Source organism: Lysinibacillus sp. KCTC 33748, assembly GCF_002237755.1.
In the GTDB taxonomy this organism is placed as follows: domain Bacteria; phylum Bacillota; class Bacilli; order Bacillales_A; family Planococcaceae; genus Lysinibacillus.
In genome coordinates, this window is record NZ_MWSJ01000005.1 from 179,752 (window position 1) to 205,503 (window position 25,752).

Below are 25,752 nucleotides of genomic sequence, written 5' to 3' on the forward strand. Positions count from 1 at the left end.
TGATCGATACAGTTGAGATTGTTTTACTTCCTATAAGTAATTAAATAACCTCATGAGATTTCTCTTTTTAAAAATAAGTATGTAAATGTTTAAAAAGATTAAAAATTCGCAATAAATATAGGATTTAATAATGTAACAATATTACGATCATGTATATTTCCGCTTACTTTAACCTTTAATGATTCTGCTTTATTTAAATTAATTTCGACAGGTATAACAGAATCAGATGGTGATAAGGAGAATGCTTTTACAATACTACCATCTGAATTCATCATAGGTGAGGATCACGACATGAAGTTATCCTAACAGATACATAGGGACTCTTTAAAATTTTACGTCAATAATCGACAATTGATTGGTCTCGTTGCAAAACTTTGTAAATTAATAGTGAATATTGTTACTACCTTGTGAATAAAATAGCCACATGCAGTTTAAGCTTTTAATTAATTTATTAAGGAATTAGGATGAAACAAAGGAGTGTAAAATTGTCGATTTCAAATCCTCAATACGCATTTTTAGAGGTTGATTTTCATAATCCTAATTTAACTAAAGTAGAACTGAAGGTTGAGAATATTTCTCAAGGGGTACGGGAAAATAATGAACTCGTAGGAAATACAAAAATAGCATCGAAAATAATACCACCTAATGTATATATAAAATTAAACTGGATAATAGGATTGCTCTTATTGATACCAATAGATATTTATTGTATTACGGCTTTAGTGGTATCTGAATTCTTATCAAAATAAAAAGTTAAAACCACCATTGTCTTAGATTATTCTTAAGATCGAATGCGAAAGCGAGACAGTGTGTCATGAAGGAAAAAAGTAAGTGGTAATCAGCCCGGAATTATTTCCGTTTTTTTTGTACTTTAAGAAATCGAAAGAGATGGATCTAGGTGATGTTTACACAATAAGAAAAGCCCCAATACACACCTATTTCTAAGGTGAATATTGGGATTTTGTTTATCACTATTAACGTTTATTTTCATTTTGAATACTACTGAAATCTACTTCTTCAGCGAACTCTTCTCTGTTTTCATTTTTACGTTCTCTGTTAGCATTTTGATTTTGATTCTGCTGTTTTTTGTTGTCTTGAGTTTTATTATTTTTATGTTTATTATTACCCATGTCATCTCACCTCCACCATTAGTGTGAGAGAATGATGATTTTTTATCCGCATAACTTACAATTAATTAGTGAAATATTTGTGATGAAACAAAAGGTATGGATATAGTAACATTTTCACCTCCACTTTCTGAGAACGCAGCCGGTAATGTTAAATCACTTGTTAGTGGTTACTTGTCTCATCTTAGAAAGTTTAATTCTTAGATTCTGATGGAACTGCAGATCCATCTGCTCAAGCAGAAAAAGACTACTAATCGTGTATATACTCGTAAGAAGAAAATGGAAGTTGATGTTCCTTATCCATTCGAGCGGGTTGAGTTTTATCTTGTAAAGTGGGACGGCCTTAAGATCTACCAAAGAAATGATAAAAGAACTAATTTCCAGTAATGGATTCTTTTATTGTGCAAAGGATTGAAGATATTTTCGAAGAGATTGTATAATGAAGCATGTGTTAAAATTTTTTATGGAGGTGGACTATGAAGACGGAAATGATTATGACCGTAGTTTTAATTTTAGGAATGGTAATCTTAATAGACAAAATATACGGAAAAATTAATATAGAAAATTATTCTCCTATTTGGGAGTATTTTTCTAAAGCAATTCTCTATGGGTTTATTGCTAGCGTTACACTATTCTATGGAAAGGAATCGCTAAGAGATGTTAATCCACTAGAATGGGCCATCATTGCAGTTTCAGCAATAGAAGGAACAGGGAACTATATTAATTATGTAAAAGAATCAAAAAGAAGAAAAGAAGAAAAAAGAAAGACTTGAGTTAATCAAACTTAGATACATAATGGAAAATAATTCTTCAACTTAATAGAGTTGCTTATCAAAAAGGGATTGCCTATTAGCGAAGGTGGTTGTGCTGCTGCTGCGACCTTTTATTACTGTTTTATATCATGATATTTTTAGTAGCGTAGAAGTAAATGTATATGCTCAATAAAACGGAATATAATTTTAGAGGTGCCTTACTTATAGCTGGTAATATAAGTAGGGCATTTTTGTGTATTAATAGACTACTTAATTAGAAGCTTGTTTTTCTGAGAAGTTTTTTACTATGTGTTAGATGATTTTTTTCTATAGGACAAAAATTTTTTTAAAAAATTGCGTGGGGGGGTAAACCTCCCTCTTCGAACAATTGTTTACGGCGTTAGTCGCCCCCGGGGTCATGAATCCACTATGATTTGGGTAATGCTAAATATGGTAGCCCAAAATATTCCTAAAGGGGTGGATGCCGTGCAAACTCGGCAAAATAATCAAAATTATCGCTGGGGTAATTTATGAATTATATTGTGAATCGTGAGCGTTAAGAAGGGAACGGTTTATAGGTAATGAAAAATCAAGAGGTGAATAATTAAATGCTTATACAATTGTTGATGTATTGTGGTATTTATTGTAAATAGTTATTATTTAAACTGTTTTGATTGTCATTTTTTTGTGGTTGTGCGCGATAAATCTTATAAAATATAGTAGATTTTAAAGTTGACATATAAAAAACGCAATAATATAATTATTTAAAATAATCAAATAATTCACACTTTTCTGATAATTAGGTAGAGGCGCGGCAGTTAACAGTACCTAATGGAGTCCGAGAAGATGAAGAAGTTAGATAGAAGGAAGTGTCGCCGAAGTATGTGATGAGTTCTCGCCATCATATACTGGGGCTGTAGCGAATAGTTGCAGGACTGTCTTCGTAAACATACGTGTTTATGAAGTTGTGCTATCTCTGTTTAGACAAACAGTGGGAATTTTAAATGGTCGATTCATTTTAAGTTTCTAGAAATGAGTGGGTCATTTTTGTGTTAGACAGATTCTTTTACACAAAGAGTCTATATTTTATTTGTCTATACATTTTGGAATTAGAGGTATTTTGGAGGGGATTTTATGGATAATACATCAACATTATATTATGAATTTTTACCGACTGACGGTCAAAAAATAAACGTGAACCCTTATAAAACAGCATTACTAATAGTAGACATGCAACATCAGTTTATTAGTCGAGACGGATTAGACGCGCAGGTTGCAAGAGAAAAGGGCATGTTTGATCAGTGGGAATACTTTTTTGATCGTATCGATAATTTAACGATCCCGAACAATAAAAAGCTTTTAGATTTTTTCCGTACTAATAAATTAGAAGTAACATTTGGTCGCATTGCTTGCCATCATAAAGATGGACGAGATCGTTCTCCTGTACAACGCCGGACAGGGTGGAACAATATTTTATTGCCAATCGGTGACCCAGGAGCGGAGATGGTGGATGAATTAAAGCCTCTTGATGACGAAATTGTTGTAAATAAAACGACAGATAGCGTATTAAGTGGTACGAATTATGAATTTTTACTGCGTAATATGGGTATTGAAACAGTAGTTTGTACAGGTGTTGTAACAGATCAATGTGTTGCTTCAACAGTTCGAAGTTTAGCTGACGCAGGATTTGAAGTTATTTTAGTGGAAGATGCATGTGCAGCTGCAACGCAACAGCTTCATGATGCTGAAATTATGATTATGAATCAAATTTATTGCCAAGTGATGAGTACAGATGAAGTAATTGATTTAGTAACGGAAGAACTATCAAAACGCGAACCAATGAATCTGTGAGAGGAAATGGACTATGAGTCAAACACCAAATGATCATACACCACAGTTAAAGCGTGTTTTAACATTAAAAGATTTAGTCATTTATGGTATTGCTTTTATGACACCGATTGCGCCAGCTTATATTTATGGCTTTGCAGCAGAGTCTACAAGTGGAATGTTGCCATTAGCCTACTTGATTGCGATGGTTGCAATGATGTTTTCTGCATATAGTTACGGTCGAATGGCTGCTGTTTTTCCAAATGGAGGGTCGACTTATACATATACCCAACGTGCTATCAATCCGCATTTAGGTTTTTTTGCAGGTTGGGCAATGTTTATGGATTATGTCTTAGTGCCACTCATTGTATTCATGGTAGGTGCTTCATATGCGAATGCATTAATACCATCTGTTCCGTATTGGGTATGGGTGTTATTAATTGCAGGTATTATAACTACTGTCAATATTCTAGGTATTGGCTTCGCAGCAAAAACAAATCAAATCCTCGTTATGTTTATGGGAATTGTAGTCGTTATTTTTGTGATTTTTTGTGTAAAGACAATTGTCGGTGCGGAAAGTGATACGTCGCTCTTTACTGTTGCACCGTTTTTCAACGATGAAAAATTCGTTATGTCTGCAATTATTTCTGGTGCAACAATGGCCTGCTTCTCGTTTTTAGGGTTCGATTCGATTACAACACTTTCAGAAGAGGCAGTCAATCCAAAAGAGGATATTTGGAAGGCAGCTATTTTAGCTTGTTTAATCGGAGGACTTATTTTTATTGTGCAAGCATATGTAGCTCAGCTTGTATGGCCTGATGTTACAAACTTTAGTTCAGCTGATACGGCTTTATTTGATGTAGCGGAAAAAGCAGGTGGTGCAGTTCTTGCAACTCTTTATACGGTTGCGATTATTGTATCAACAGTGACAGCTGGTTTAACAGGACAAGCAAGTGCATCTCGTTTAATGTTTAGTATGGGGCGTGATGAGGTACTTTCGAAAAAGTTTTTCACACATTTACATCCAAAATATCAAACACCGGTATACAATATTTTATTGATGTGTGTGATTAGTGTTTTAGGAGCGCTGTTTTTATCAGCAAATTTTATAGCAGAATTAATGAACTTTGGAGGTCTGACAGGATTTATGTTTGTCAATTTGTCAGTGATCGTGTATTACTTCTTCCGTAAAAAAGAAATGAAAATAATTCGATACTTATTAATTCCAGGGCTAGGATTTGGTATTTGTTTCTACTTATTTATTAATTTATCACCGATGACATTGAAGGTAGGCTTTATCTGGCTTGCAATCGGTTTTATCTATGCTTTCATTACGACGAAAGGCTTCAAAAAGAAACCACCAACATTTACGGATTTATAAAATACCGAAAGAGCTTAGAGTAAATTTCTAAGATAAGTCAGTTATTTAGTATTGGTAATTTTTATCGATGTTAGGTACCTGATTTATTTTTATACAGGAATATCTTATACGAAAGTAAAATACTCGCAGTATAAAATATCTTTACTTACGGGTATAGGTGTAGTACTTGAATTTTTAGCTTGTCGTTTCCATATGTAGCTAAATAGTACCGAGGTAGCTCAATTCATGGCAATTTAAAACTTTAACATATAAATGTAGGTGTGTTATGCATAAAAGTAATAAAATCAAAACTGGACTTGAGGAATTCCTTATAAATATTCAGAATAATATAGCTAGTACTGTATATCAAAGGATTTGAGGCGGATGAGATAGCTAAAAGGTTATCTAAAGATATAATAAAAACATTTGGGTTCGACAAGGGCGTTAGCTGAAGTAAAAAACTGTTTGAAGATAAATAAAAAGGCTAGGCTCTAATATGGTAGCACCTAGCCAATTACTTAAACCCACCAGCATCCATGTGTTGCCATATACACTCCACACATGTAGAGTGTGTACCGCAACTCATATTAAAGGAAGGCAACTAACCATAGTTAGTTGACTTGCTATAAAGTGTTTCGATTTACCACAAACCGCCCTTAACAATCCCCCACATCCTTCCTCGATGAGCTGTGTTTAGAGGAGCAACTCCACAATTCATAAGCCAGTTTGCTGCATTATCTCTCTGAGCTTTTGTTAGGTACTCCACAGCATTCAGATAGACGATCAACAAGGCCGTATGTTGTAAGGGGAGAACAAAAAAATCACCCATGTCATGAAGAGTGATTTTTGAAAATCTATTAAAGGTATAGGTTCATAACAAACTGCTCGCCAATACGTCCCATTCTTCTTTCACCGTTATCGACAAAGCCAGCTTTTAAATACAAATTTTGAGCCGGAGTATTTTTATGATTAACGACTAAAACGACTTCATTACAATCTTTAAATTTTCTTTTAATAAATTCAGGCAGTGCAAGCATCCCTTTTTTTGCATACCCATTTCCTTGCTGTTTATGGTCAATAGATAATGCAGTAAGCAGCATAGCTTTTGGATTAGTAGAGTACTCTTTCACTCTATCAGTTGCGTGCAGGACAAAAAATCCTACAGGAACATGGTCACTCAAAATAACAATCGGATATTGACCAACCATTTCTATAGAAATCTCTTTTGGAAGGGCAGTAAATTGACTTTGTTCTTCCGGAAGGTCAAAGTCATTCAAACTATCCACATACTCTTCGGAGAAATGTACTAATTCGAGGGTGTTCGTTTTTTGCATAAAATTGCCTCCTTTTTTTATTATTCTAATACTAGAACAAATGTTCGTCAAGAGACTTGGTTTATAAACGCTTTAATTTGATGGTGAAATATAGGAAGCAATACACATATATATTTAAGGGAATGACAAACAAATTGGGGGAATGAACAATGGTTTTACTTACATATAAAGTAGAGGAAAACGAGCTAATAATGTTAAAAGAAGTTTATCAATCGGTAGGGTGGATGAAACATGACGAAAACATAATAAGGAAAGTTTTTAATGCAAGTACACATCAAGTTTTCGCAGTAAAAGATCATCAAATTATAGGGTTTGCGAGAGCTCTTTCAGACGGTGTCTTTAATGCTGCTATTTATGATGTTGTAGTACATAAAGATTATCAGGGAAGAGGGATTGCCAGAACTCTTTTAGAGGACATTATTCAGCAATTAGAGGATGTTTCTTGTATTCAGTTAATTGCAACAACAGGAAATGAACCTTTTTACGAAAAGGTTGGCTTTAAAAAGTTGAAAACTGGTATGGCCATTTACAAAAATCCGCAACTAGCCGAGGAGTACTTGGAAAGTAATAATCCTTGATGAGGAAAATGTTTTTAGTAAGTCTATATTCATTACAAAAAAAGCTGTAGCGTACGGCATCGCTACAGCTTAATATTGTCTTGCTTAGGTTAGTCAGTAAATGAATTATATCATACAATACGAAAAACTTAAAATAACAACAGCTATTTATTACATATGAATTATTTAATGAAATTGTCCTTGAATCTCTAGTAGCGTCACCTTTTATGATGAATTTAGTTACTCAATTCAAAAGGTAACAATCAAATAAGCTATTGGAGGAATCTGCACAATGAAAAAAGAGCGTTTATTAAATAGAGGATTGGCAAGTTTAATGCATCTGCTCTCACTAATATTAACCTTTATTTTACCAATATTGGTATACTTAGTATCGAGGAATAATAATAAATATTTTGCTGACCATGCAAAAGAAGGGATGAACCTTCACTTTACTTTCTTCCCGGTTTTTTTATTATTAACATTTATTTCTAAAAAATGGAGCGCAGTTTCAATGATTTCTTTTGCACTTATTATTCTTGAAACAATACTAATTTTAGTTGCTGCAATTTATACTTTATATGGAAAAAAGTTTTCTTATCCCGTTATACGTTACTTTAAAGTCAATCATTAAGGAGAGAATAATTTGTGGGGAAAGGTATATTTACGATAGGTGAGCTTGTGAAAAAGTCAGGTGTTAGTATTAGAACACTACGCTATTATGACAGTATAGACCTACTGAAACCAAGTGATTATACAGAGGGTGGACATAGACTATATTCTACAGAGGACCTATCTACTTTACAAAACATTAAGTCATTACAGTTTCTAGGCTTATCGCTAAAGGAAATTAAAGATATGCTGCAAAAAAACAAGATTAAAGGTGAAATTATCTTAAAATCTTTAAACAATCAAAAACAGTTATTTGAAGCTAAAAAACTTGAAATCATAGATATATTATCCGATTTAAACCATCTTATTGAAACAGTGAAAGGTGAAGAAATTATCAATATCGAGATATTTTGTGCTATGCTACAAAAATTAATGTTTGCTGAAAACACCGAAACATGGTTTAAAGAACACTTTTCAAAAGATATAACTGATGAATTATTTAGTATAAATAAATCTGAGGAAATCGATTTAGATAGAAAATGGACTAAAGTTTTATCAGAAATTAAACATTTAACGTTTACAGACGCTATACCTTCTTCAAAAGAAGCTCAAAAAACTGTTAGAACACTTATACAGCTTATGAATGAAACCTTGAAAGGGAATTTAGATTTAGTTGAAGAAAAGCTACCATTTACAGAAACATTCAAATTTCCAAATCCTTTTACAGAACAGGAGCAACTATTTTTAAAAGAAGCAATAAGTATATATAAAAATAATTGTCAGGAAACGGTGAAGAATTAAAGGATAATCAAGCATGAAAACGCAGATTGAAAAAATGGATAGCATGGGAATTGCACCCTACTTGTGACTAACAAATGGGGTGCAGACCATAATTAGTTATCTGCTTTACTCTTTCTTCAGTTATCTAATAAACAATTAGCTCCCAAACTTTCATCACACTCTTCTACAATCACATTTAACATCATATCCTCTCGTACATACATATACCCAAGTACTCAGTGACACACATAAAAATACGATTCAAAACATATAAATAAAGGTGGTTTAAAAAACTCTAAAAGCATTTGTGAAAAATTAAGAAAATATTCAGTTTTTACTAAGAAAAAATATAGTATCATATTATATACTTATAAAAAAAGGAAATTAATGAAACCGATTGAATATTTAAAACGTATTGGAAGTAGGAAAGAATATTGAAGTAGGTGAGGAAATGGTACACACCATTTACATAGTATTAACAAAAACAGGTACATTATTATCAAAAGCTATAGGTATGTATACTGGAAAAGAGATGAATCATGCATCCATTGCTTTTGATGAGGAGCTCTTTGAAATGTATAGCTTTGGACGCCGACAATTAAACAATCCTTTAAGTGGGGGATTTTTACGAGAAGATGCAGTCAGAGGGCTATTTGAAACAGCTGATTGTGTCATTTATCGTTGTAGAATATCCCATGACCAATACTTAGCGATGATGAAGATCGTACATTATATGTATTGGAATCGCGATCGTTATAAATATAATTTTATTGGGCTTTTTGGCGTTATGATGCAAAGGGAGGTTCGAAGAGAGCGCGCCTATTTTTGTTCGCAATTTGTGGCGATGCTTTTAAAGGTAGGTGGGCTGAGTGTTTATCAAAACCCAGCATTAATGACACCCCATTGCATCTCACAATTACCTTATTTAGAACAAGTATATGCAGGGAAGCTTGCAGATTATTTACAAAGTGTGCGTTCACCAGCAATGTTATACGGTTAAGGACAAACCTCGAATCACTCTAATTATTTTTTACCTTCGCTATTGATAACGCCTCGGCATATTTAGATATCGTCGAGGCTTCATTTGATGGCCACTCTAGGCCAAGGTCGATATAGATTGTCATTGGATATGATTCTTTAGTCCCGATAATTTACTAGGCATTCTTCGTCAATCAATGAACATAAAACTATTCTGTTATAAAATTAAAGGTCTTCAAGTTGGGTATTATTCTCATTGTAGTATATTATATACTTTAAAGTGGAAGCTGAAGGTTATATTTTAGTAATAAAAGTAAAACGTCAGTTATAGAAATCTACCGTCTCAATAGTTGGGAGATGAATAGAGTTTAAGCTACTTTTCAGCGGGTGTCCTAACATCCACTAAAAGGAAGTTGAAAAATACATAAGGGGGCGTTATGGATGAGTGAAGAATTAAATACATCTGGCTGGGATGCGATTGATGAGGAGTTATTAAAAATTTATGGGGAGCAAGAGCCGAAGCATTATGGAACCGTTATTCCCTATTTATTAGGGGGCGAAGATCCGCTTGAAGGAATTAGTGCATATAAGAGTGAGACACCGGTTCCACACTGGCATTTTGTCACTTATGGATTTTCCGAGTTATATGAGAAAGAATCTGAAAATGCTGAATACAGCGGATATGGGTTTGAGTTAACATTTCGTCTTGCCCGAAAGGAAGATGAGGAGGAGCCACCTGCGTGGGCGTTAAATTTGCTACAAAACATGGGAAGATATGTGTTTAATAGTGGCAATGTTTTCAGATCAGGTGATTACTTGGATGCTAATGGCCCAATCTGCGAAGGCGAGGACACGCTTTTAACGGCACTTGCCTTTACGATAGATCCCGAGTTGCCTGCTATTGAGACACCAAATGGACAAGTGGAGTTTATTCAAATGGTCGGTATTGCAGGTGATGAGCTTGAGGCGATGCAAACGTGGAATACAATGGGCGTGCTAAATGCAGGACTTGAGTATATTCCGAGCTATGTTACTGATTTATCTCGTGCATCTCTTTTACAGATTCCATCCATTGCAGAAGCGGTAGCAAAAGGAATGGAGGAAGGGGGTTCTAGTACCGGCTTTTTATTCGTAGACCAATTAGCTTGGGAGCAGGGCAAAAAGGGATTGTTCAGCAAACAATCTAATAAGTTAACACTGGGGGCAAAGCAAGCGGGAATAATCGGCAAGCTATTACGCGGACGGATTTTAAAAGAGAGAAGTCTGACCTTAGTTAGTCAAGAATTCCGTGTTGTATTTGAGCCGGGTGAAAAATGTGGGTATAACGTGGAGGAAACGGATGTTACCATTACTTTAAATGACAAGGCAGTTAAAGAACTCACTCAAAGCTTGATGCCGCAAGAACAAGAGGTTGAAGTATCCTCTATACCGGGGCTTTCCATCCAAATTGCAAAAACATATATTAAAGATCAGCAAGGAAACGTTGTGGAAACAATCGGATGATAAAATATAGTCTCCCGCTAAAACGAACTGAAATCCAAATGATGTGCTTTGGGTTCGTAGTGGGAGATTTTTGTCTATGTTTCTAGCTTCTCTCATAGTCATTAGCGACGCAAAGGATAAGAAATTTGTAGGGATTGTTATAGTTAAAATATGAAAGGAGTCTTAATATGGGGGCATGGGGATATAAGCCATTAGAAAGCGATGAAGGCTTGGATGTAGTAGATTTTTTAGAGGACTATATCCATAGTAATTTAGAATCAAATCATTTAGAGCTATCTGAGGTTATCAATGCGATGAAACGAAAGGGGTTTTTCGGAGAGAGCTTCGATGATATTGATTTCCTTTTCGATATAAGTGCGATGGCGCTTGCAGAGCTTTATGTAATGTATCTTGATACAGGGAAATTAAATGATGCAGAAGACAAATTTGAAAAAATACACTCAATAAATGCGGATGAGGAATCATTGAAGTTTATATTAAGATATTTAACTGATATTAGAGCTGAAGTTCCAGATGCTGATGGTATTAGGGAAATCGTTGAAATATGGCGTGAATCAGAATGCTGGATTGAATGGAAATCTAATTTAGAGTTTCTATTCAGTAGAGTTGAAAAAGAAATTGTCCATTCTTTAAAGTGATATTGGAATGGGCATTTCATCTTTATGTAAAGAGCTTTTTTCTCTTTTGAAATCTGGTAGTTATCAAGAGAAGACAAGCTTTTTACTTTTACTACAAGGGAACAGAGCTACGCAATAGCTTATTTAACTCGTCTTCAGAAATGATTTTATTTCCCCCGTATACTTCTGTTATTGTACATAATAAATCACCATTTCATTTTGTATTATTAATTGTAAAAAGGAGAGATTTAATTTGAAATATGAATTTTGGATAATGGCATCTATTTCAGAATTGGTATATTATCCTGATGAATGGAAAGATGAATACATACCTCACCCGAACTTTAAAGTTATTATGGATGCTATTGGTATTCGCGCACCAATCGAGGAAGTTTACGAACGTTACTATAAACAGCCTGTACATACCGGTCATGTACTAGTGTTTTCTAGTCAACAAAAGCCAGGTACGTGTATTGTATTTGACACTTATCGAGACGCGACAGATCAGAGTGATATGATTAGTTTCGGATGGAGAATTAGCGGAAAAGAAACTATTGAATCAGTAAAACGATTATCACGGCAACTTTATGATGAATGCGAAGATGTCACAGTATTTTACAATGAAGGCCAGTCTGTTCTCTACGAGATACTGAAAGAAGAAAACTATCCACGTAAAATTTATGATAAAAAGCTATTTAAACAGCAAATCAAAAAGTACATAGTTTGAGATAACTGTCCTGTTATCTCAAACCTCACTAAATAGGTATACCTATTTCTTTATTTACGCGAAGATAAGTAATCCAAATACTCTAACCTAGTAAGCCCACCTGTTTGACGGTTGAATTCATCATATGTAATATCCTCTGGTAAGCCAAATTCCGCAAATGCCTGCTTGCGGTCTTTAGCATATAACGGATGCTCCAGTGAATGTAACATTGCTTGTTCTCTGGTAGTATCAAACCATTCGACGTTGATGCCTGCATATACGCCATAATTAGAAAAACGACTTGCTGCTTTAAAAGAAGTTTCTTTTTCTGACTTACTAATTGTTCCTGTTCCCCAGGAAAGGCGGTAGCGTTTTTCTTTTCCATAATCAATGGTTATACCGTAACCAAGTGGCAACAGAATATCTGTTTCGGTTAGCGTTTTGTGTCCAATTTTTTCGTAGCCACCTCGCATAAAATGATCGTCCATGACAATCAATGTTTGTTCAGCTAATGGAGCAGATGTAATATGCTCTATACTTGGTAAGCGATTCCTTGTTTTGAATAGATAAGGTCGAATGAAAAGCGGCATCGTCATTACATTATTCCATAGGCTTTCTTCCGAAAACAAACCATCTTTTTGCATTTTGCGTAAATCCCCGACGACAAGCACATAGCCATCTGTGAATAAATCAATTTCAACTCGGAAAATATCTCCTGGAACAGCTTTATAGCGCAAGCTTTTTTTTCTTGAGAGTTTTTCCAATTTCTCATTATAATCTGGTGGTAAATTGGATGGATACTGTTGTAGCCACTCGATCAATTCCTCTTTAGTTGTTAAATTTTCCATGTTTGTTAGTGGCAATTCGAAAAGGGTTTTCGCATTGCGAGCGACGATGTAACTAGATGGCTCATTCCCTGTCCCCACGCCAGCAGAGAAAACAACCCCATTCGCTTTAACACTGGAAATATGGGTGTAATTCATTTTCTTCTCTTTACCGCGTGCAGTTTTAGGGAGAATGACTTCACGATTTCGTGTCGATATCTCCACATCCGATTCCTGATAAACCCGCTCACTAACCGAGATACGTTTTCGAATGATATCACCATCCATGCAGATGAAATAGCCACTTCGTATTTCAATCGTATCCCAATGCTCTTCTATTTGATGTAGTCCAAAATAAGGACGGAGCGTATTTGTTAGCCAACTGTTGATATGTGCCATGAGCTTGCCTCCTATTCATGTGATAAAATTGATTAATGGATTATGTCAAGTATACTGAATGCTTTTAGCTACGAAAATATTTTGTATAAAAATATCCATGAAATAGTTAATATTAATTATTTAAATTGATTGCACTGGGGAAGAAGGTAACCCTTGTATAAAGGTCGCCATGAGTTTTCTTCAACTTTGAATCTTGTCCTGAAAACTAACGATAATGCAATGTTCAACATTATCGTAAAACCTTTTTCTGCTATAATTAATGACAGTTGAGATAAGGATGATAAAGATGCAGATTGTTACAATTGAAGGCGTTCCCTATGATTGGTTGAAGCGATTGCAGGAAATTCATGCACATGTATTTGATGGAGCCAATTTACCATTAGAAAAACTTGAAAGTAAAGAGGGGCTCATTTGTTTATTAGCAGTAAAAAATGAGAATATCATAGGTTTTAAACTAGGTTACACATATCCAGATGGTGTTTTTTATAGCTGGTTAGGTGGTGTCCATGAAAAGAAACTTGGTCAAGGGATTGCCAGTCAATTAATGAAACAGCAACATGAACATCTGCAGGCACTGGACTTTAAAAAAGTTCGTACATATGGTAGGAATGAGCGAAAGGCGATGCTCATCACAAATCTTAAACACGGATTTGATATTGTCTCAACTTTTGTGGATAAAAAAGATCGACATAAAATAGTGTTTGAAAAAATATTGGAATAGGAGTTTTAACATGAAGGCATACTTAGCAAATGGATTATTTTCTTTAGGAGATCGTTTAGTTAACGAACAGCTCGCTGCGGCAATTAGAGAGGCAGTACCCGGTATCGAATTATATGTACCACAGGAGAATGATGCGATAAACGATAAAACGGCCTATGCGGATAGTTTGGCGATTGCACAAGCAGATTTAGAAATGTTGCAAAATAGCGATGTATTAGTAGCTGTTTTAGATGGTGTTGAGATTGATTCAGGTGTAGCAGCAGAAATAGGTGCATTTGCGATGCTGGATCGTCCAATCGTAGGTGTCTTTACAGATGTTCGTCAACAAGGTCGGGACAATATGATGAAAATAGAGGCACTTGTACGGGACGGAATTGAAAATCAGTTTGTTTATCGTAATTTATTTGTTATTGGTTTGATTAAGCGCACAGGAGTAATTACTACTTCCATCGTTGAAGCTGTTCAAGCTGTTCAAAAATATAAAAAATAGAAGGAGACCTGTATGCTATTATCAACAACAGATATTGTGGCGGGAAAAGAGATTGTAGAAACGATAGGTTTAGTAAAAGGTAATTCAGTACAATCAAGAAATGTTGGTCGTGATATGATAGCTGGACTTCGCAATATTGTCGGAGGAGAAATGAAGGAGTATGCAGAAATGCTCGTTCGATCCCGAGAAATTGCCACGCACGCTATGGAGGAAGAAGCAAGACGACTAGGGGCAAATGCCATTGTTGGCGTAAGATTTTCCACATCATCTGTGATGGATGGTACATCAGAGGTATTAGCATACGGAACAGCAGTAAAAGTAAAGGAATAACTGCTAAGGGCTTCAATCAACAAGGTTGGAGCTCTTTTTTATTTGCTGCTTCGGAATTCATTGGTAAAAATAAAGTTAATTCTAACAAAAGTATAGTATGTTTAGTCTGTTTAATGGTTTTTGTTGTTAATTAATATATATCAATTATACCAATATTGTAGAAAATTTATAGTTAAAAGGACTAATAGTGTCCATCTAATTTTGTATAATAGAGTTGTAACTATGAAGAAAGAGTGGGATATACGGTGGATTCACAACAAAACAAAGGCTATCGTGTCATTTCGATGTTTGACAGACTAATAGATGGTCAAGGAATTAACAAAAAACAAGAAGCATTTACACATAATGTTGGTGAAAAAACAATACAACGGGATTTGAATGAAATTCGAGCGTATTTGGAAAAAGCTAAATTGGATAGCCATTTACAATATGTTCGGACAGAAAATGTGTACAGGTTGACAAATACAGGGGAAAGTAATTTATCGAAGGAGCAAGTTTTAGCGATTGTTAAAATTCTGATCGAATCAAGAGCGCTGTTAAAATCAGAAATGAGCGATATTATAGATAAGCTTATTTCGATTGTTGCAGCTGATAAGCAGGAGTTTATTCGCAATATTATTTTAAATGAAAAGCATTTGTATGTAGATTTACATCATAAAAAGTCTCTATTGCGTTTAATTTGGGATCTGTCAGAGGCGATTCAAAAAAAGAAAATCATTAAAATTGATTATTTACGTGAAGGCGAAGCAATTCCGACAGAAAAGATTTTAAAACCACTCGCCGTTATTTTCTCAGAATACTACTTTTATTTAATTGCTTACGATAATAAGTACGAAAAGGATTTGCCCATTGTCTATAGAGTCGACCGTATACAACATTTACAAGAACTCGAACAAAAATTTCAAATACCCTATACCGAACGCTTTCAAGAAGGAGAGTTCCGTAAGCGTATTCAGTTTATGCATGCTGGCGAGCTGTTGCGTATGAAATTTATCTTTAAGGGAACATCCCCGCAAGCGGTTTTAGATCGCTTACCAACAGCAAACATAGTATCTAAAAAAGATGAGCAATATTTATTTGAAGCAGAAGTTTTTGGACATGGTATTAAAATGTGGCTATTGAGCCAAGGGGCAAACATTGAAGTGCTAGAGCCAATTGAGCTTAGAGAAGAGATCATTGAAACGATTCAATCGATGCAGGAAAACTATCGCTATATATAATAAATAAAAGCTATCCACAAATAAACGATAAAAATCCGCGTAGAATCTAATCGAAGCGGATTTTTATCGTTTAAGAGTCAATATATTTAAAAAAGATCCTCAAAAAAGGCCATATTAAAATGATCTAAAAGCTTGTAATCTTTCATATAGTTTTCCTCATACAAATAAACGAATAAATGCTTTGAGTCATCTAATCGAAGGCCTATTTCTCTTTTATCATTAATACGTAATGTTAGCCAATAAGCCTCGTCATAATCTGAATTGGAAAAATAGACTTTTCGAAGCGGCTGATTTTCAAATTGCTGCATTATTTGATTGATTGTAGCTACATCTGTAATAGTGATTGTTTTATTATCAGAGGAACGGATCAATTCAATTTCATTAATTTGTTCGATATCAAATAGTTCAATAACCTCCTTATCAAATGTTGAATCGCGAGTTAAAAATATGGTTGAAGCATATAAGATGAGAAGAGGTAATAGGATGCCGAATAATATTTTGTATCGTTTTTTCATGTTAAACTCCTTAAATTCTGAAAATTTGTACATATGTATTCTTTCCCACGCTATAATTGAGCATATACTGAATGGATAAAGGATGGCAACCAAATGACGCATAATCATGAAGAAAAAGAGATATTGTATCCAGATGGTACATTAATGTATCGTGGCGGTGTGAAGAAAAATGACTTTGGTCATGACATTTATGATGGGAAGGGTACGCTATTTGACCAAAAAGGCGAGCTTTTATTCGAGGGAGAATTCGTCAATCATATGAAGCAAGGTAACGGCATCATGTATTTAAAAGGCCAAATAATATACCAGGGCGAATTTATTCAAAATAAAAAGCAAGGTAATGGTATTTTATATAAGGGCGGTCACGTATATTACGAGGGGCATTTTCGTAATGATTTGATGGAAGGTTACGGGGTTTTATATTATGAGGAAGATGGTATTGCCCCATTTAAAGACCTTCGTGAACAGAATCCACATTTAAATCAGCCACAATATGAGGGTGATTTTGTTCATGGCATGAAGAAAGGCAAGGGAAAGCAATATTATCCAAGTGGTTTTTTACAATATGAAGGTGATTTCATATGGAATCATATGCAAGGGGCAGGAAAGCTGTATTATGGACCAGAATCGCCAAGTGCTGAGGAGCTTGCAAAGGGCATAACATCCCTTCTGTACGATGGCTATTTCTTTGAGAATATGAAGCATGGAAAAGGTAAGAACTATTCCAGACAAGGTGTACTTGAATCGGAGGGGCAATTTAAAGAGGATGCGATGACAGGACAGGGTATTCTTTATTATGCTAATGGGCAGGCTTCTTATATTGGGGAACTTGTAAATGGAGCAAAGCATGGCCGAGGAGATTATTTTAATAAAGAAGGAAAAAATATTTATAGTGGTGAATTCATTAACGATGAACGTTTACGAATAACACCAGAAATAGAACGAGAGATTGAAAAATTACAGAAGCAGCTTGATGGACTTGTAGGACTTCCTAATGCCAAGAAGGAGTTACATAATTTAATCAATTTCATAAAAATTCAAAGCTTACGTGTCGACCATGGTTTAACAAGCTTCCCAATCACCTATCATCTAGTGTTCTCCGGAAATCCAGGTACAGGAAAAACAACAGTGGCGCGTATTATAGGCCAAATATATAAGCATCTTGGTGTACTCTCTAGCGGTCATTTTGTGGAAACGGATCGTGCAGGCTTAGTAGCAGGGTATGTTGGTCAGACAGCTTTGAAGGTACAGGAAGTTGTGAATAAAGCAAAGGGTGGCGTACTCTTTATAGATGAAGCCTATTCACTAATCAATGATAGACAGGACGCATTTGGGAAAGAAGCGATAGATAGCCTTTTAAAGGCGATGGAGGATTTACGCGATGATTTAGTTATTATCGTTGCTGGTTATACAGAGCTCATGGAAGAATTTTTGCTTGCTAATCCTGGGTTTAAATCGCGTTTCAATCATTTTGTGCAGTTTGATAATTTTAGCACAGATGAGCTTTATGATATTTTTGCCATGCTATGTAAAAATAATGATTACCAGTATGAGGACGTATTTGCACACCATATGAAGGAGCAATTGCATCAAATTCCAGTCGAATTCATTCCAAACTTTTCGAACGGTCGTTATATACGAAACTTATTTGAAAAGCTCGTGACTATTCAGTCAAACCGTCTTATTCAACAGAAAGACATTACAAGAGAAGCATTAATGGAATTTACAGAGAAAGATATTTTGCTTGGTATAGCAGAAAATTTATTTGATAATACATTTTAACTCTTTCAGCGGATTCCGGACGCAATTATACAGAAGCATGATGAAAAGATGTCATTGAGGCCAAAGATTAATAAAATTTGGCCTCAGCTAAGTATAAATTTGAAAAAAGGAGAGTAAGATGAAAAAACTTTTTGCTTTTATATTAATATGCGCTTGTATTTTACCAAGGGTGATGAATATAAATATTACGATCAACAATAATATTAAAGTACATAAAAAGAATGAATAATTGACAAAAAATGAAAGTAATAGTAATCTAACTAAAAAAACATACGCAACCGTATCTTATTGGAGAGATAACATGCAATTAACGAGGGAAGATTGGATAAAAGCAGGGTTACAACAATTAGCTGATGAAGGAATACATAAAGTTCGCATCGAAGCACTTGCTCGATTGCTAAAAATAAGTAAAGGGAGCTTTTATCACTATTTTCGTGACCATCAAGAGCTGTTGGATTCTATGCTTGACTATTGGGAAGTACATGCAACAAAGCTTATTGTTCAAAGTATGGAGCACCCGGATGCCTCATTAGAACAGCTGTTACAAATTAGTTTTAATCGAGATAAAAAGATGGAGATTGGCATTTATACTTGGGCAAAATATGATCCTGTTGTTGCAGAACGCTTAGTGAATATTGAAGAACAAAGAATTTCGTGTGTTGCGAAATTGTATCAAAAAATAGGCTTAAAAGAAACTGAATCAATGAATCGAGCGAGGCTTGCTTATTTGACGTATGTAGGATGGATGACAAGGTTTGAAGAAAATCCTAATTTTGAAATTGAAAAAATGGTTGAGCTTTTAACTTCTTTCAGCGGGTATCCAAACAACCGATGAAATAGAGGGATTCAGTCTAAAAACGCCCCGTCCTGTGGGCAAAAAACATCATGCCGAGGCATAACTGATTATTCGATAATAAATGTCCCTAATAGGATTATGAAACCTGAAGGGACAAAATTTTTACTATAAACATACGCTTGTGTATGTTTTGAATTGAAACATTGGAGGCGAAAAAATGAAATTACTTTTAATAGTAGCTATAGGTCTTCTGTGGTTTATTAGTTTGTTGCATATTTATTGGGCTTTTGGAGGTCGTTGGGGTTCTACCGCTGCTATCCCTGTAAAAGAGGGTGAGCAAAAGCCTGCTTTTACTCCTAAAAAATGGGGAACATTATTCGTAGCTATTCTAATTATACTGGCTAGTGTCATTATTGTTGTTCAAGGAGGTTATTTGCAGCGGTTCCAATCAAATGTTTTATCTAAACTCGGAAGTATTGTTTGTACTTTCGTTTTCATTATTAGGGCACTTGGTGATTTTAAGTATGTTGGATTTTTTAAAAAAATAAAACACTCTCAGTTTGCTAGATACGATACTTGGTTTTACAGTCCATTATGTTTATTCTTTGGAATAGTCTATATTATTCTGTTGTTTTAAAATATAAGTTTTATATGGCAGAGAGCTTGTTTTTCGATAAAAGCCCAAAAAGTTTCGGTAAAATGAGGTTTTGTTTCGATAAAAGCTCAAATAGTTTCGATAAAGAGCGATTTTGTTTCGATAAATTTTCAAAGTGTTCAATTTGAGATTCCTAAATGTGAAAGAGTCATCCTTTAACCTGCAATAGAATATTTATGGAATAAATTGTAGGTAGGAGGATTAAAAAATTGGACGTAATAAAAAGGAAACTCAAATATTTTGTTAGAAAGCTATACACAAATCAAAAGCGTATTGAGCCATTGTCATTAGGTTGGAAAGGTGCCGCTACCGCTTTAAGTACGATGGCATTTCTAATGATTTTGATTCAAGGTAAGTTTTTATTAGATCAGCGTAGTTTTTTAGATTTCACTATTGGAATGCTCATATTTATTTTATCCGTAGTGCTAATAAGTGGTTTTATCACTCTTCTATTTAATGGAGTGAAAAAAATTCCTAGTCGATTTATATGGATACTCTTTAGTTCGCTAATATTTCTGTTGTTCTGCTTTTTCTCTTCTTCTTTGGAAGTAACTATCCTATTTATTCTATTAGTAGCGGTTGTTGTTTCTTTGTGGGGTGCATTATTATACAAATGGTTAAAGGGTAGCTATAAAAATGCAAAAAAATATCAAAAAGTTAGCGTCCTCACATGTTTATTTATATTGACTATTGGGATTGGAGCATGGAGTTATTGGTTGATTCATCCCGGGGATGCGAACACCCCAGTAGTTGTATTAAAGCAGCTGAAAACATCGAAACGGTATGACAATACTTTGCTTAAAAATCCAGCGAAACCGGGCAACTATCCAATTAGAAAGCTCACATACGGCAATCCGAATACTTATCGGGAAGTCTTTAACCAAAAAAATTCTTTGGCAACTAAAACAATAGACGCTTCCGATTTTATAGAAAAGTGGTCTTCCGTTCGCACGAAAACACTTGGTTTTGGACCTGATGAAATGCCGTTAAATGGTCATGTGTGGTATCCAGAAGGAAAAGGAGACTTTCCGTTAGTAATGATTGTTCATGGAAACCATGTGATGACTGACTATTCTGATACAGGTTACGAATATTTAGGTAACCTTCTTGCGAGTAGGGGCTATATAGTTGTATCCGTAGATGAAAACTTTCTTAATGTATCTCCCTATGATGATATGTTTTTGGTCAGTCCGCTAAAGAATGAGAATCCAGCGAGAGGATTAATATTGCTAGAGCATTTAAAGGTGTGGGAAGAATGGAACAATACTGAAAGTAATCCATTTTATAAAAAAGTGGATATGGAACACATTGCACTGATTGGGCATTCCAGAGGCGGAGAAGCTATCGCGATTGCAGCTGCTTTTAACGAAATGCAACACCCACCTAGTAACGGAAATATTCAATTTGATTATAATTTCTCAATCCGCTCGCTTATTTCTATTGCTGGGGTAGACGGTCAATATATGCCTGCAGGGAAACCACTTCCGTTAAAAAACGTAAACTATTTGGCACTACAAGGGGCGCATGATATGGACGTAAATAGCTTTGATAGCTCTAATCAGCAATATCGGATTTCTTATACGAATAAAGATGATAATATGAATGCGTCGGTCTATATTTATGGAGCCAATCATGGGCAATTTAATGAAGGGTGGGGACGAGGCGATGTAGCCGGCACGGCTAACCAACTCTTTAACCTAAAACAAATTATGCCTCGCGAACAGCAAGAAACCGTCACGAAAGTATTGATTTCTGCTTTTTTAGATAGTACGTTGAAAGAAAAGAAACGATACAAGGAGATTTTTAAAGATTTAGGTTATGCTAAAGAATGGCTTCCTGACACGCTGTATATCAATAATTACTACGATTCGCAAACTTCTTTAATTGCTACGTTCAATGAAGATATTGATCTAAACACGACCACTGTCCCAGGCGGCAAACTGTTCGGCAAGAACTTGAAGGAATGGAAAGAGGAAAAAGTCAAAATGAAAAATGACGGAGCAGATTATAGTGCCGTTCGTTTAGGTTGGGATTCAAAAGACAAATTTTCTTCAGCTTTTTATACATTAAGCCTTCCTGAGAATGGATTAGAGATAGGGCCGAACAGTTCTATCGTATTTTCACTTGCAGATAATAGAGAAGAAGAAAGAGAGAACAATCAGGAGGAACTAATTGATTTTACAGTCACTGTAGAAGACAGCAATGGTAAACGGGCGAGCCTGCCTCTTAGCTATATAGCCAAATTGACACCTGCCATAAAAGGAAAGTTACTGAAAAAACCTTTTTCCAATGTAGGTAATACGACGGAACCAGTGTTTCAATATTATGGATTTTCATTGAACGATTTTAAAGAAGTAAATCCACAGTTTGATCCATTGAAGCTAAATAAGATCCATTTCCAATTTAATTTAACCGAACAAGGGACAATACTAATGAATAATATTGGGATTAGAAATGAAAATATATGAAAATATTAGTAATAACTAGGGAGAAAGTATGGGGGGACAATATTGAAGAACCAAACGATTTACTTACTTCGTCATGGGGAAACGGAATTAATACACAAGGACGATACCAAGGAGAGCTCGATTCTCCATTAACAGAAGTGGGTGTACAACAAGTACAACAAAACGCACAAATACTGAAAAGTTTAATTGGAAATCCTAATGAATGGAAAATTGTGTCGAGTCCATTAGGAAGAGCCATGCAAAGTACTGAAATCATTTGTGAAACAATAGGATATGATGTGAAAAATGTTGAAAAAGATGAACGATTAACTGAGGTTGCTGTGGGACAATGGGCTGGGTTAACGACGAAAGAAATTGAAAGTTCTTGGCCAAATCTTTTTCAAAATACAGATGTGTATAACTGGTATTTTAATGCGCCTAATGGAGAAGCGTATGACTCGGTAGTGTGCAGACTAAGTGCTTGGTTAAAAGGCATGCAACATGTACCAAATGTGATTGCTATTTCACATGGTCTAACAGGTCGTATTTTACGAGGGATTTATGCTGATTTAAAAAAGGAAGATGCACTGAAGCTAGAAGTGTCTCAAAATATATTTTTTAAATTAACGAATAAAACAATCACAAGAATATGTTCGGATTTTGATGATGTTTATCTTCATTTATAATGTTTTTTCACGAAAGTGTAGCGACAGGTACAGAAGACTCCTACCTTTGAAGGTGAAGATGAATGACGGTAAAGTCTCCTGACGCAATTACGCCAAGACGAAATTAATTAAAGAACCTTAAGAATTTCTTCATAAATTTCCTACAGGAATATTCATAAAAGCCTCCTATTATAATGAGTGGGGGGCGTTTTTTTATGAAGAAATTTGTCGTGTTTTGTTTTATATGTGCGGTTGCATTCTTTTTTTATTATACAAATAACTTAACGGAACAAACCGAAATTGAGCTACCTTCGTTGCATAGTAAAAATGCGTTGTTGCTGAATGAAAAAGGAGATATATTATTCGAAAAAAGTGCAGATGCCATTATCTATCCTGCATCATTAACGAAAATTATGACAGCGATTGTTGCCATTGAAATGACTACTGATCTGCAGAAGCAAACAATCGTTGAACCACAAACAATTTCTAAATTTACTGCTCAAAATGCGTCCATGGCTGGCTTTAAGGCAGGAGATTTTGTGACGATAGAGGATTTATTATATGGTACATTGCTTGCTTCTGGGGCGGATGCTACAGGAACACTTGCGGATGCGATTGCAGGAAGTGAAGAATCATTTGTGACATTAATGAATAATAAAGCACATGAATTAGGGCTGAATGATACTCACTTTGTGAATGCCAGCGGATTACATGATCCTGCTCATGTCTCCAGTGTACGAGATATTAGCAAGCTGTTTCGTTATGCTATTGAAAATCCTATCTTTTATCAAATTTTGACTTCAAAAAGCTATAGTACTCATGTGCCTAATGAATTAACGATAACAAGCTCACTTTTGACGAAAATACCAGGCGGAGAAGGTGCGATATTGGGAGGGAAAACGGGATATACACCTGAAGCGGGTCTTTGCTTAGCGTCAATAATCGAAAAAGATGGAAAACGATATATATTCGTGACGACGAATGCAGATGGGCAGGCCTGGACACCACCATTCCATATTGAAGATGCTCTGACAGCGTACGATTCGCTGTAGGGAAAAATATGAAAAAATAACAACTTTTTAATTGTTTCAACCGTCTTCTTTTATAGGGAGCACGCATAAACACTTGAAAAAAGGCGTCTTGGGAGCCTTTTTTCGGGAATACATTCGATCAGTTTGATTTATAAGGGGAGGTGTATTGTAATCATTGAAAGTTTTTTAGAAAAGAATAAGCAAACAATTCAACAATATGCCGTATTTATTACTTGATTAGAGTGGAGGTTGGGCGACTCTAGGAAAAAGCCCAGCCGAAACAGAAATCAATCCTACGTTATGGCGTGTTCCATTTTTATTCACAAAAAGTAGTTGATTCCTACTATTTCCTGGCACAATCTATTAATCTATAATTAGAGTCGAATTCTATACTTTAATAGAAAAAGCACATGAGAAAAGACATCTGTGATGAAAAGGGCGGTGTAGAACAATGAAAAAAATTTTACCCTTTGCAATTATTTTGACATTTTTAATTAGTTTTGTGTTTGTAGATAATGAAGCTGCAAATGCTGGGGGTACATCTGTTATTCAATCAGTAGCTAAAGACACAGCAATTTATGAAGATCCTTCCGTAGAAAGTACCGAAATTGGTCAAATAACGAAAGGTAGTTATGTAACAGCTACACCTGTAAGTAAGAAATGGACTCAAATTAAAGTGCAACAGCTAGAGGGATATGTTGAGACGGCAGCATTAGTAAGCACGACACCTGAAATTTATTTAGTGACGCAAAAAGGCGGAACATCTTTATTTACATATCCAAGTCCAAATGCACAAAAAACGGGACTGCTTAATGAAAACAGTATTATCTTTGTATATGGATCAGCACCTGGAGGTTGGTCATTTGTTCAATATGGTCATCAAACAGGCTATGTTGCAACAAATTCTTTAAAGAAACCAGTTGCGACAACAAAACGAGTAAATGCTGCTAATGGTGCTATGCTTCGTTTAACTGCTAGCCCAAATGGCGAGATTCTTGGCACGATTGCTAATAAAACAGTCGTTCAACAGTACACAACGCTAGTTGGCTGGGCCTATGTAGAAGCTGGTGAACAAAAGGGCTATGTGAAAGCTTCTGAGCTGGCGAATATCCAAATACCTGGTAATAAAATATATAATAAAGGTGTACCAGTAGCGAAAGGGGAAAAGAAGCGTGTGGCTTTAACATTCGATGATGGGCCAGATGCAAAAGTTACCCCACAAATTTTAGCGACTTTAAAGAAATATAATGCAAAAGCAACATTTTTTATGGTTGGGCCAAACGCCTCTAAAAACTCAGCAATCGTAAAGAACGTTTATGAGGCTGGTCATGAATTAGGCAATCATACATGGAACCATCCAAAGTTAACAGGCTTATCGCCAGCAAATGTTAAACAAGAGGTTGATCGAACTAGCAATGCTATTTATGCATCCATCGGTCAATATCCAACGGTTTTCCGTCCACCATATGGCGCAGTGAATGATAAAGTTCGTTCTGTCATTACAATGCCTTCTATTCTATGGTCAATCGATACATTAGATTGGAAGCATCACAATGCTGATAAAATATTAGCGTCTGTGAAAGCATCAGTGAAAGATGGCAGCATTGTTTTAATGCATGATATTCATCAAACGACAGCAAATGGTTTGGAAAGTGTAATTCTTTACTTGCAAAAGCAAGGCTATGAATTTGTAACTGTTAGTGAAATATTACAATAAACTATAGGCA

26 protein-coding genes and 1 riboswitch are annotated in these 25,752 nt (G+C 35.2%); of the genes, 22 read left to right on the forward strand and 4 right to left on the reverse strand.

Annotated features, from left to right (window positions below):
- Nucleotides 1–485 precede the first annotated feature (485 nt).
- On the forward strand, nucleotides 486–749 hold the full coding sequence (locus tag B1B04_RS09960; RefSeq protein ID WP_079561316.1) for a hypothetical protein: 264 nt from the start codon (nucleotides 486–488) through the stop codon (nucleotides 747–749).
- 225 nt (nucleotides 750–974) lie between these two features.
- Here B1B04_RS09960 and B1B04_RS25645 read toward each other — a convergent pair whose 3' ends face one another.
- Nucleotides 975–1,130 carry a hypothetical protein gene (locus B1B04_RS25645; protein WP_170938954.1) on the reverse strand — a complete coding sequence of 52 codons (156 nt, stop codon included), beginning with the start codon at nucleotides 1,128–1,130 and terminating at the stop codon, nucleotides 975–977.
- 473 nt (nucleotides 1,131–1,603) lie between these two features.
- Between B1B04_RS25645 and B1B04_RS09970 the strand changes: the two genes are divergently transcribed.
- The 3 genes from B1B04_RS09970 to B1B04_RS09980 all read left to right on the forward strand — a co-directional run bounded on the left by B1B04_RS09970 (nucleotide 1,604) and on the right by B1B04_RS09980 (nucleotide 5,087).
- A complete protein-coding gene (locus B1B04_RS09970; RefSeq protein ID WP_079561317.1) occupies nucleotides 1,604–1,900 on the forward strand; it encodes a hypothetical protein in 297 nt (98 codons plus the stop codon).
- 775 nt (nucleotides 1,901–2,675) lie between these two features.
- Nucleotides 2,676–2,860: riboswitch (Lysine riboswitch) on the forward strand.
- A 153-nt stretch (nucleotides 2,861–3,013) separates the two neighbouring features.
- Nucleotides 3,014–3,730, forward strand: a complete 717-nt coding sequence (locus tag B1B04_RS09975) for a cysteine hydrolase family protein (protein WP_079561318.1) — start codon at nucleotides 3,014–3,016, stop codon at nucleotides 3,728–3,730.
- Nucleotides 3,731–3,743: 13 nt separating this feature from the next.
- Nucleotides 3,744–5,087, forward strand: coding sequence for an APC family permease (locus B1B04_RS09980; protein ID WP_079561319.1), 1,344 nt, complete (start codon nucleotides 3,744–3,746; stop codon nucleotides 5,085–5,087).
- A gap of 836 nt (nucleotides 5,088–5,923) precedes the next feature.
- Here the strand turns inward: B1B04_RS09980 and B1B04_RS09985 are convergent.
- Nucleotides 5,924–6,400 (reverse strand): GNAT family N-acetyltransferase, encoded by a 477-nt coding sequence (locus tag B1B04_RS09985; protein WP_079561320.1) that lies wholly within the window; start codon nucleotides 6,398–6,400, stop codon nucleotides 5,924–5,926.
- Between the two features lie 149 nt (nucleotides 6,401–6,549).
- Between B1B04_RS09985 and B1B04_RS09990 the strand changes: the two genes are divergently transcribed.
- From B1B04_RS09990 to B1B04_RS10020, 7 genes are all read left to right on the forward strand, one after another.
- Nucleotides 6,550–6,978 carry a GNAT family N-acetyltransferase gene (locus B1B04_RS09990; RefSeq protein WP_079561321.1) on the forward strand — a complete coding sequence of 143 codons (429 nt, stop codon included), beginning with the start codon at nucleotides 6,550–6,552 and terminating at the stop codon, nucleotides 6,976–6,978.
- 271 nt (nucleotides 6,979–7,249) lie between these two features.
- Complete coding sequence (locus B1B04_RS09995; RefSeq protein ID WP_079561322.1) at nucleotides 7,250–7,588, forward strand: magnetosome magnetite crystal formation protein family; 339 nt, start codon at nucleotides 7,250–7,252, stop codon at nucleotides 7,586–7,588.
- 14 nt (nucleotides 7,589–7,602) lie between these two features.
- A complete protein-coding gene (locus B1B04_RS10000; protein WP_079561323.1) occupies nucleotides 7,603–8,367 on the forward strand; it encodes a MerR family transcriptional regulator in 765 nt (254 codons plus the stop codon).
- A 430-nt stretch (nucleotides 8,368–8,797) separates the two neighbouring features.
- Complete coding sequence (locus B1B04_RS10005; RefSeq protein WP_079561373.1) at nucleotides 8,798–9,346, forward strand: hypothetical protein; 549 nt, start codon at nucleotides 8,798–8,800, stop codon at nucleotides 9,344–9,346.
- 419 nt (nucleotides 9,347–9,765) lie between these two features.
- A complete protein-coding gene (locus B1B04_RS10010; RefSeq protein WP_079561324.1) occupies nucleotides 9,766–10,827 on the forward strand; it encodes a suppressor of fused domain protein in 1,062 nt (353 codons plus the stop codon).
- 167 nt (nucleotides 10,828–10,994) lie between these two features.
- Nucleotides 10,995–11,465 (forward strand): DUF4259 domain-containing protein, encoded by a 471-nt coding sequence (locus tag B1B04_RS10015; RefSeq protein WP_079561325.1) that lies wholly within the window; start codon nucleotides 10,995–10,997, stop codon nucleotides 11,463–11,465.
- Nucleotides 11,466–11,697: 232 nt separating this feature from the next.
- On the forward strand, nucleotides 11,698–12,171 hold the full coding sequence (locus tag B1B04_RS10020) for a hypothetical protein (protein WP_079561326.1): 474 nt from the start codon (nucleotides 11,698–11,700) through the stop codon (nucleotides 12,169–12,171).
- A 50-nt stretch (nucleotides 12,172–12,221) separates the two neighbouring features.
- Here B1B04_RS10020 and B1B04_RS10025 read toward each other — a convergent pair whose 3' ends face one another.
- The gene (locus B1B04_RS10025; RefSeq protein WP_079561327.1) at nucleotides 12,222–13,373 is read right to left on the reverse strand and encodes an immunity 26/phosphotriesterase HocA family protein; all 1,152 of its coding nucleotides are present in this window, start codon (nucleotides 13,371–13,373) and stop codon (nucleotides 12,222–12,224) included.
- 286 nt (nucleotides 13,374–13,659) lie between these two features.
- Between B1B04_RS10025 and B1B04_RS10030 the strand changes: the two genes are divergently transcribed.
- From B1B04_RS10030 to B1B04_RS10045, 4 genes are all read left to right on the forward strand, one after another.
- Nucleotides 13,660–14,094 (forward strand): GNAT family N-acetyltransferase, encoded by a 435-nt coding sequence (locus tag B1B04_RS10030; protein WP_079561328.1) that lies wholly within the window; start codon nucleotides 13,660–13,662, stop codon nucleotides 14,092–14,094.
- Nucleotides 14,095–14,104: 10 nt separating this feature from the next.
- Nucleotides 14,105–14,584, forward strand: coding sequence for a nucleoside 2-deoxyribosyltransferase (locus B1B04_RS10035; RefSeq protein WP_079561329.1), 480 nt, complete (start codon nucleotides 14,105–14,107; stop codon nucleotides 14,582–14,584).
- A 12-nt stretch (nucleotides 14,585–14,596) separates the two neighbouring features.
- A complete protein-coding gene (locus tag B1B04_RS10040) occupies nucleotides 14,597–14,914 on the forward strand; it encodes a YbjQ family protein (RefSeq protein WP_079561330.1) in 318 nt (105 codons plus the stop codon).
- A 245-nt stretch (nucleotides 14,915–15,159) separates the two neighbouring features.
- Nucleotides 15,160–16,134 carry a helix-turn-helix transcriptional regulator gene (locus B1B04_RS10045; protein WP_240518262.1) on the forward strand — a complete coding sequence of 325 codons (975 nt, stop codon included), beginning with the start codon at nucleotides 15,160–15,162 and terminating at the stop codon, nucleotides 16,132–16,134.
- Nucleotides 16,135–16,220: 86 nt separating this feature from the next.
- On the opposite strand, the gene B1B04_RS10050 is transcribed toward B1B04_RS10045, so the two are convergent.
- Nucleotides 16,221–16,649 (reverse strand): DUF5301 domain-containing protein, encoded by a 429-nt coding sequence (locus B1B04_RS10050; RefSeq protein WP_079561331.1) that lies wholly within the window; start codon nucleotides 16,647–16,649, stop codon nucleotides 16,221–16,223.
- Between the two features lie 93 nt (nucleotides 16,650–16,742).
- Here B1B04_RS10050 and B1B04_RS10055 point away from each other — a divergent pair, with 93 nt between their 5' ends.
- From B1B04_RS10055 to B1B04_RS10085, 7 genes are all read left to right on the forward strand, one after another.
- The gene (locus B1B04_RS10055; protein WP_079561332.1) at nucleotides 16,743–18,431 is read left to right on the forward strand and encodes an AAA family ATPase; all 1,689 of its coding nucleotides are present in this window, start codon (nucleotides 16,743–16,745) and stop codon (nucleotides 18,429–18,431) included.
- A gap of 301 nt (nucleotides 18,432–18,732) precedes the next feature.
- Complete coding sequence (locus B1B04_RS10060; RefSeq protein WP_079561333.1) at nucleotides 18,733–19,266, forward strand: TetR/AcrR family transcriptional regulator; 534 nt, start codon at nucleotides 18,733–18,735, stop codon at nucleotides 19,264–19,266.
- A gap of 178 nt (nucleotides 19,267–19,444) precedes the next feature.
- Nucleotides 19,445–19,864 carry a DUF3995 domain-containing protein gene (locus B1B04_RS10065; protein ID WP_079561334.1) on the forward strand — a complete coding sequence of 140 codons (420 nt, stop codon included), beginning with the start codon at nucleotides 19,445–19,447 and terminating at the stop codon, nucleotides 19,862–19,864.
- 227 nt (nucleotides 19,865–20,091) lie between these two features.
- Entirely contained in the window at nucleotides 20,092–22,350 is a 2,259-nt protein-coding gene (locus B1B04_RS10070; RefSeq protein WP_240518263.1) for a poly(ethylene terephthalate) hydrolase family protein, read from the forward strand.
- Nucleotides 22,347–23,015, forward strand: coding sequence for a histidine phosphatase family protein (locus tag B1B04_RS10075; protein WP_240518264.1), 669 nt, complete (start codon nucleotides 22,347–22,349; stop codon nucleotides 23,013–23,015). The genes B1B04_RS10070 and B1B04_RS10075 overlap by 4 nt, the downstream gene beginning before the upstream one ends.
- 194 nt (nucleotides 23,016–23,209) lie before the next feature.
- Nucleotides 23,210–24,046, forward strand: a complete 837-nt coding sequence (locus B1B04_RS10080; RefSeq protein WP_079561335.1) for a D-alanyl-D-alanine carboxypeptidase family protein — start codon at nucleotides 23,210–23,212, stop codon at nucleotides 24,044–24,046.
- A gap of 430 nt (nucleotides 24,047–24,476) precedes the next feature.
- A complete protein-coding gene (locus B1B04_RS10085; protein ID WP_079561336.1) occupies nucleotides 24,477–25,742 on the forward strand; it encodes a polysaccharide deacetylase family protein in 1,266 nt (421 codons plus the stop codon).
- Nucleotides 25,743–25,752: the final 10 nt, after the last annotated feature.

Excerpts from the sequence above, each read along its gene's own strand:
- B1B04_RS25645 (WP_170938954.1), bottom strand. The coding sequence starts at position 1,130 with ATGGGTAATAATAAACATAAAAATAATAAAACTCAAGACAACAAAAAA.
- B1B04_RS09970 (WP_079561317.1), top strand. The coding sequence starts at position 1,604 with ATGAAGACGGAAATGATTATGACCGTAGTTTTAATTTTAGGAATGGTA.
- B1B04_RS09975 (WP_079561318.1), top strand. The coding sequence starts at position 3,014 with ATGGATAATACATCAACATTATATTATGAATTTTTACCGACTGACGGT.
- B1B04_RS09980 (WP_079561319.1), top strand. The coding sequence starts at position 3,744 with ATGAGTCAAACACCAAATGATCATACACCACAGTTAAAGCGTGTTTTA.
- B1B04_RS09985 (WP_079561320.1), bottom strand. The coding sequence starts at position 6,400 with ATGCAAAAAACGAACACCCTCGAATTAGTACATTTCTCCGAAGAGTAT.
- B1B04_RS09990 (WP_079561321.1), top strand. The coding sequence starts at position 6,550 with ATGGTTTTACTTACATATAAAGTAGAGGAAAACGAGCTAATAATGTTA.
- B1B04_RS09995 (WP_079561322.1), top strand. The coding sequence starts at position 7,250 with ATGAAAAAAGAGCGTTTATTAAATAGAGGATTGGCAAGTTTAATGCAT.
- B1B04_RS10005 (WP_079561373.1), top strand. The coding sequence starts at position 8,798 with ATGGTACACACCATTTACATAGTATTAACAAAAACAGGTACATTATTA.
- B1B04_RS10010 (WP_079561324.1), top strand. The coding sequence starts at position 9,766 with ATGAGTGAAGAATTAAATACATCTGGCTGGGATGCGATTGATGAGGAG.
- B1B04_RS10015 (WP_079561325.1), top strand. The coding sequence starts at position 10,995 with ATGGGGGCATGGGGATATAAGCCATTAGAAAGCGATGAAGGCTTGGAT.
- B1B04_RS10025 (WP_079561327.1), bottom strand. The coding sequence starts at position 13,373 with ATGGCACATATCAACAGTTGGCTAACAAATACGCTCCGTCCTTATTTT.
- B1B04_RS10030 (WP_079561328.1), top strand. The coding sequence starts at position 13,660 with ATGCAGATTGTTACAATTGAAGGCGTTCCCTATGATTGGTTGAAGCGA.
- B1B04_RS10035 (WP_079561329.1), top strand. The coding sequence starts at position 14,105 with ATGAAGGCATACTTAGCAAATGGATTATTTTCTTTAGGAGATCGTTTA.
- B1B04_RS10040 (WP_079561330.1), top strand. The coding sequence starts at position 14,597 with ATGCTATTATCAACAACAGATATTGTGGCGGGAAAAGAGATTGTAGAA.
- B1B04_RS10050 (WP_079561331.1), bottom strand. The coding sequence starts at position 16,649 with ATGAAAAAACGATACAAAATATTATTCGGCATCCTATTACCTCTTCTC.
- B1B04_RS10055 (WP_079561332.1), top strand. The coding sequence starts at position 16,743 with ATGACGCATAATCATGAAGAAAAAGAGATATTGTATCCAGATGGTACA.
- B1B04_RS10060 (WP_079561333.1), top strand. The coding sequence starts at position 18,733 with ATGCAATTAACGAGGGAAGATTGGATAAAAGCAGGGTTACAACAATTA.
- B1B04_RS10065 (WP_079561334.1), top strand. The coding sequence starts at position 19,445 with ATGAAATTACTTTTAATAGTAGCTATAGGTCTTCTGTGGTTTATTAGT.
- B1B04_RS10075 (WP_240518264.1), top strand. The coding sequence starts at position 22,347 with ATGAAAATATTAGTAATAACTAGGGAGAAAGTATGGGGGGACAATATT.
- B1B04_RS10080 (WP_079561335.1), top strand. The coding sequence starts at position 23,210 with ATGAAGAAATTTGTCGTGTTTTGTTTTATATGTGCGGTTGCATTCTTT.
- B1B04_RS10085 (WP_079561336.1), top strand. The coding sequence starts at position 24,477 with ATGAAAAAAATTTTACCCTTTGCAATTATTTTGACATTTTTAATTAGT.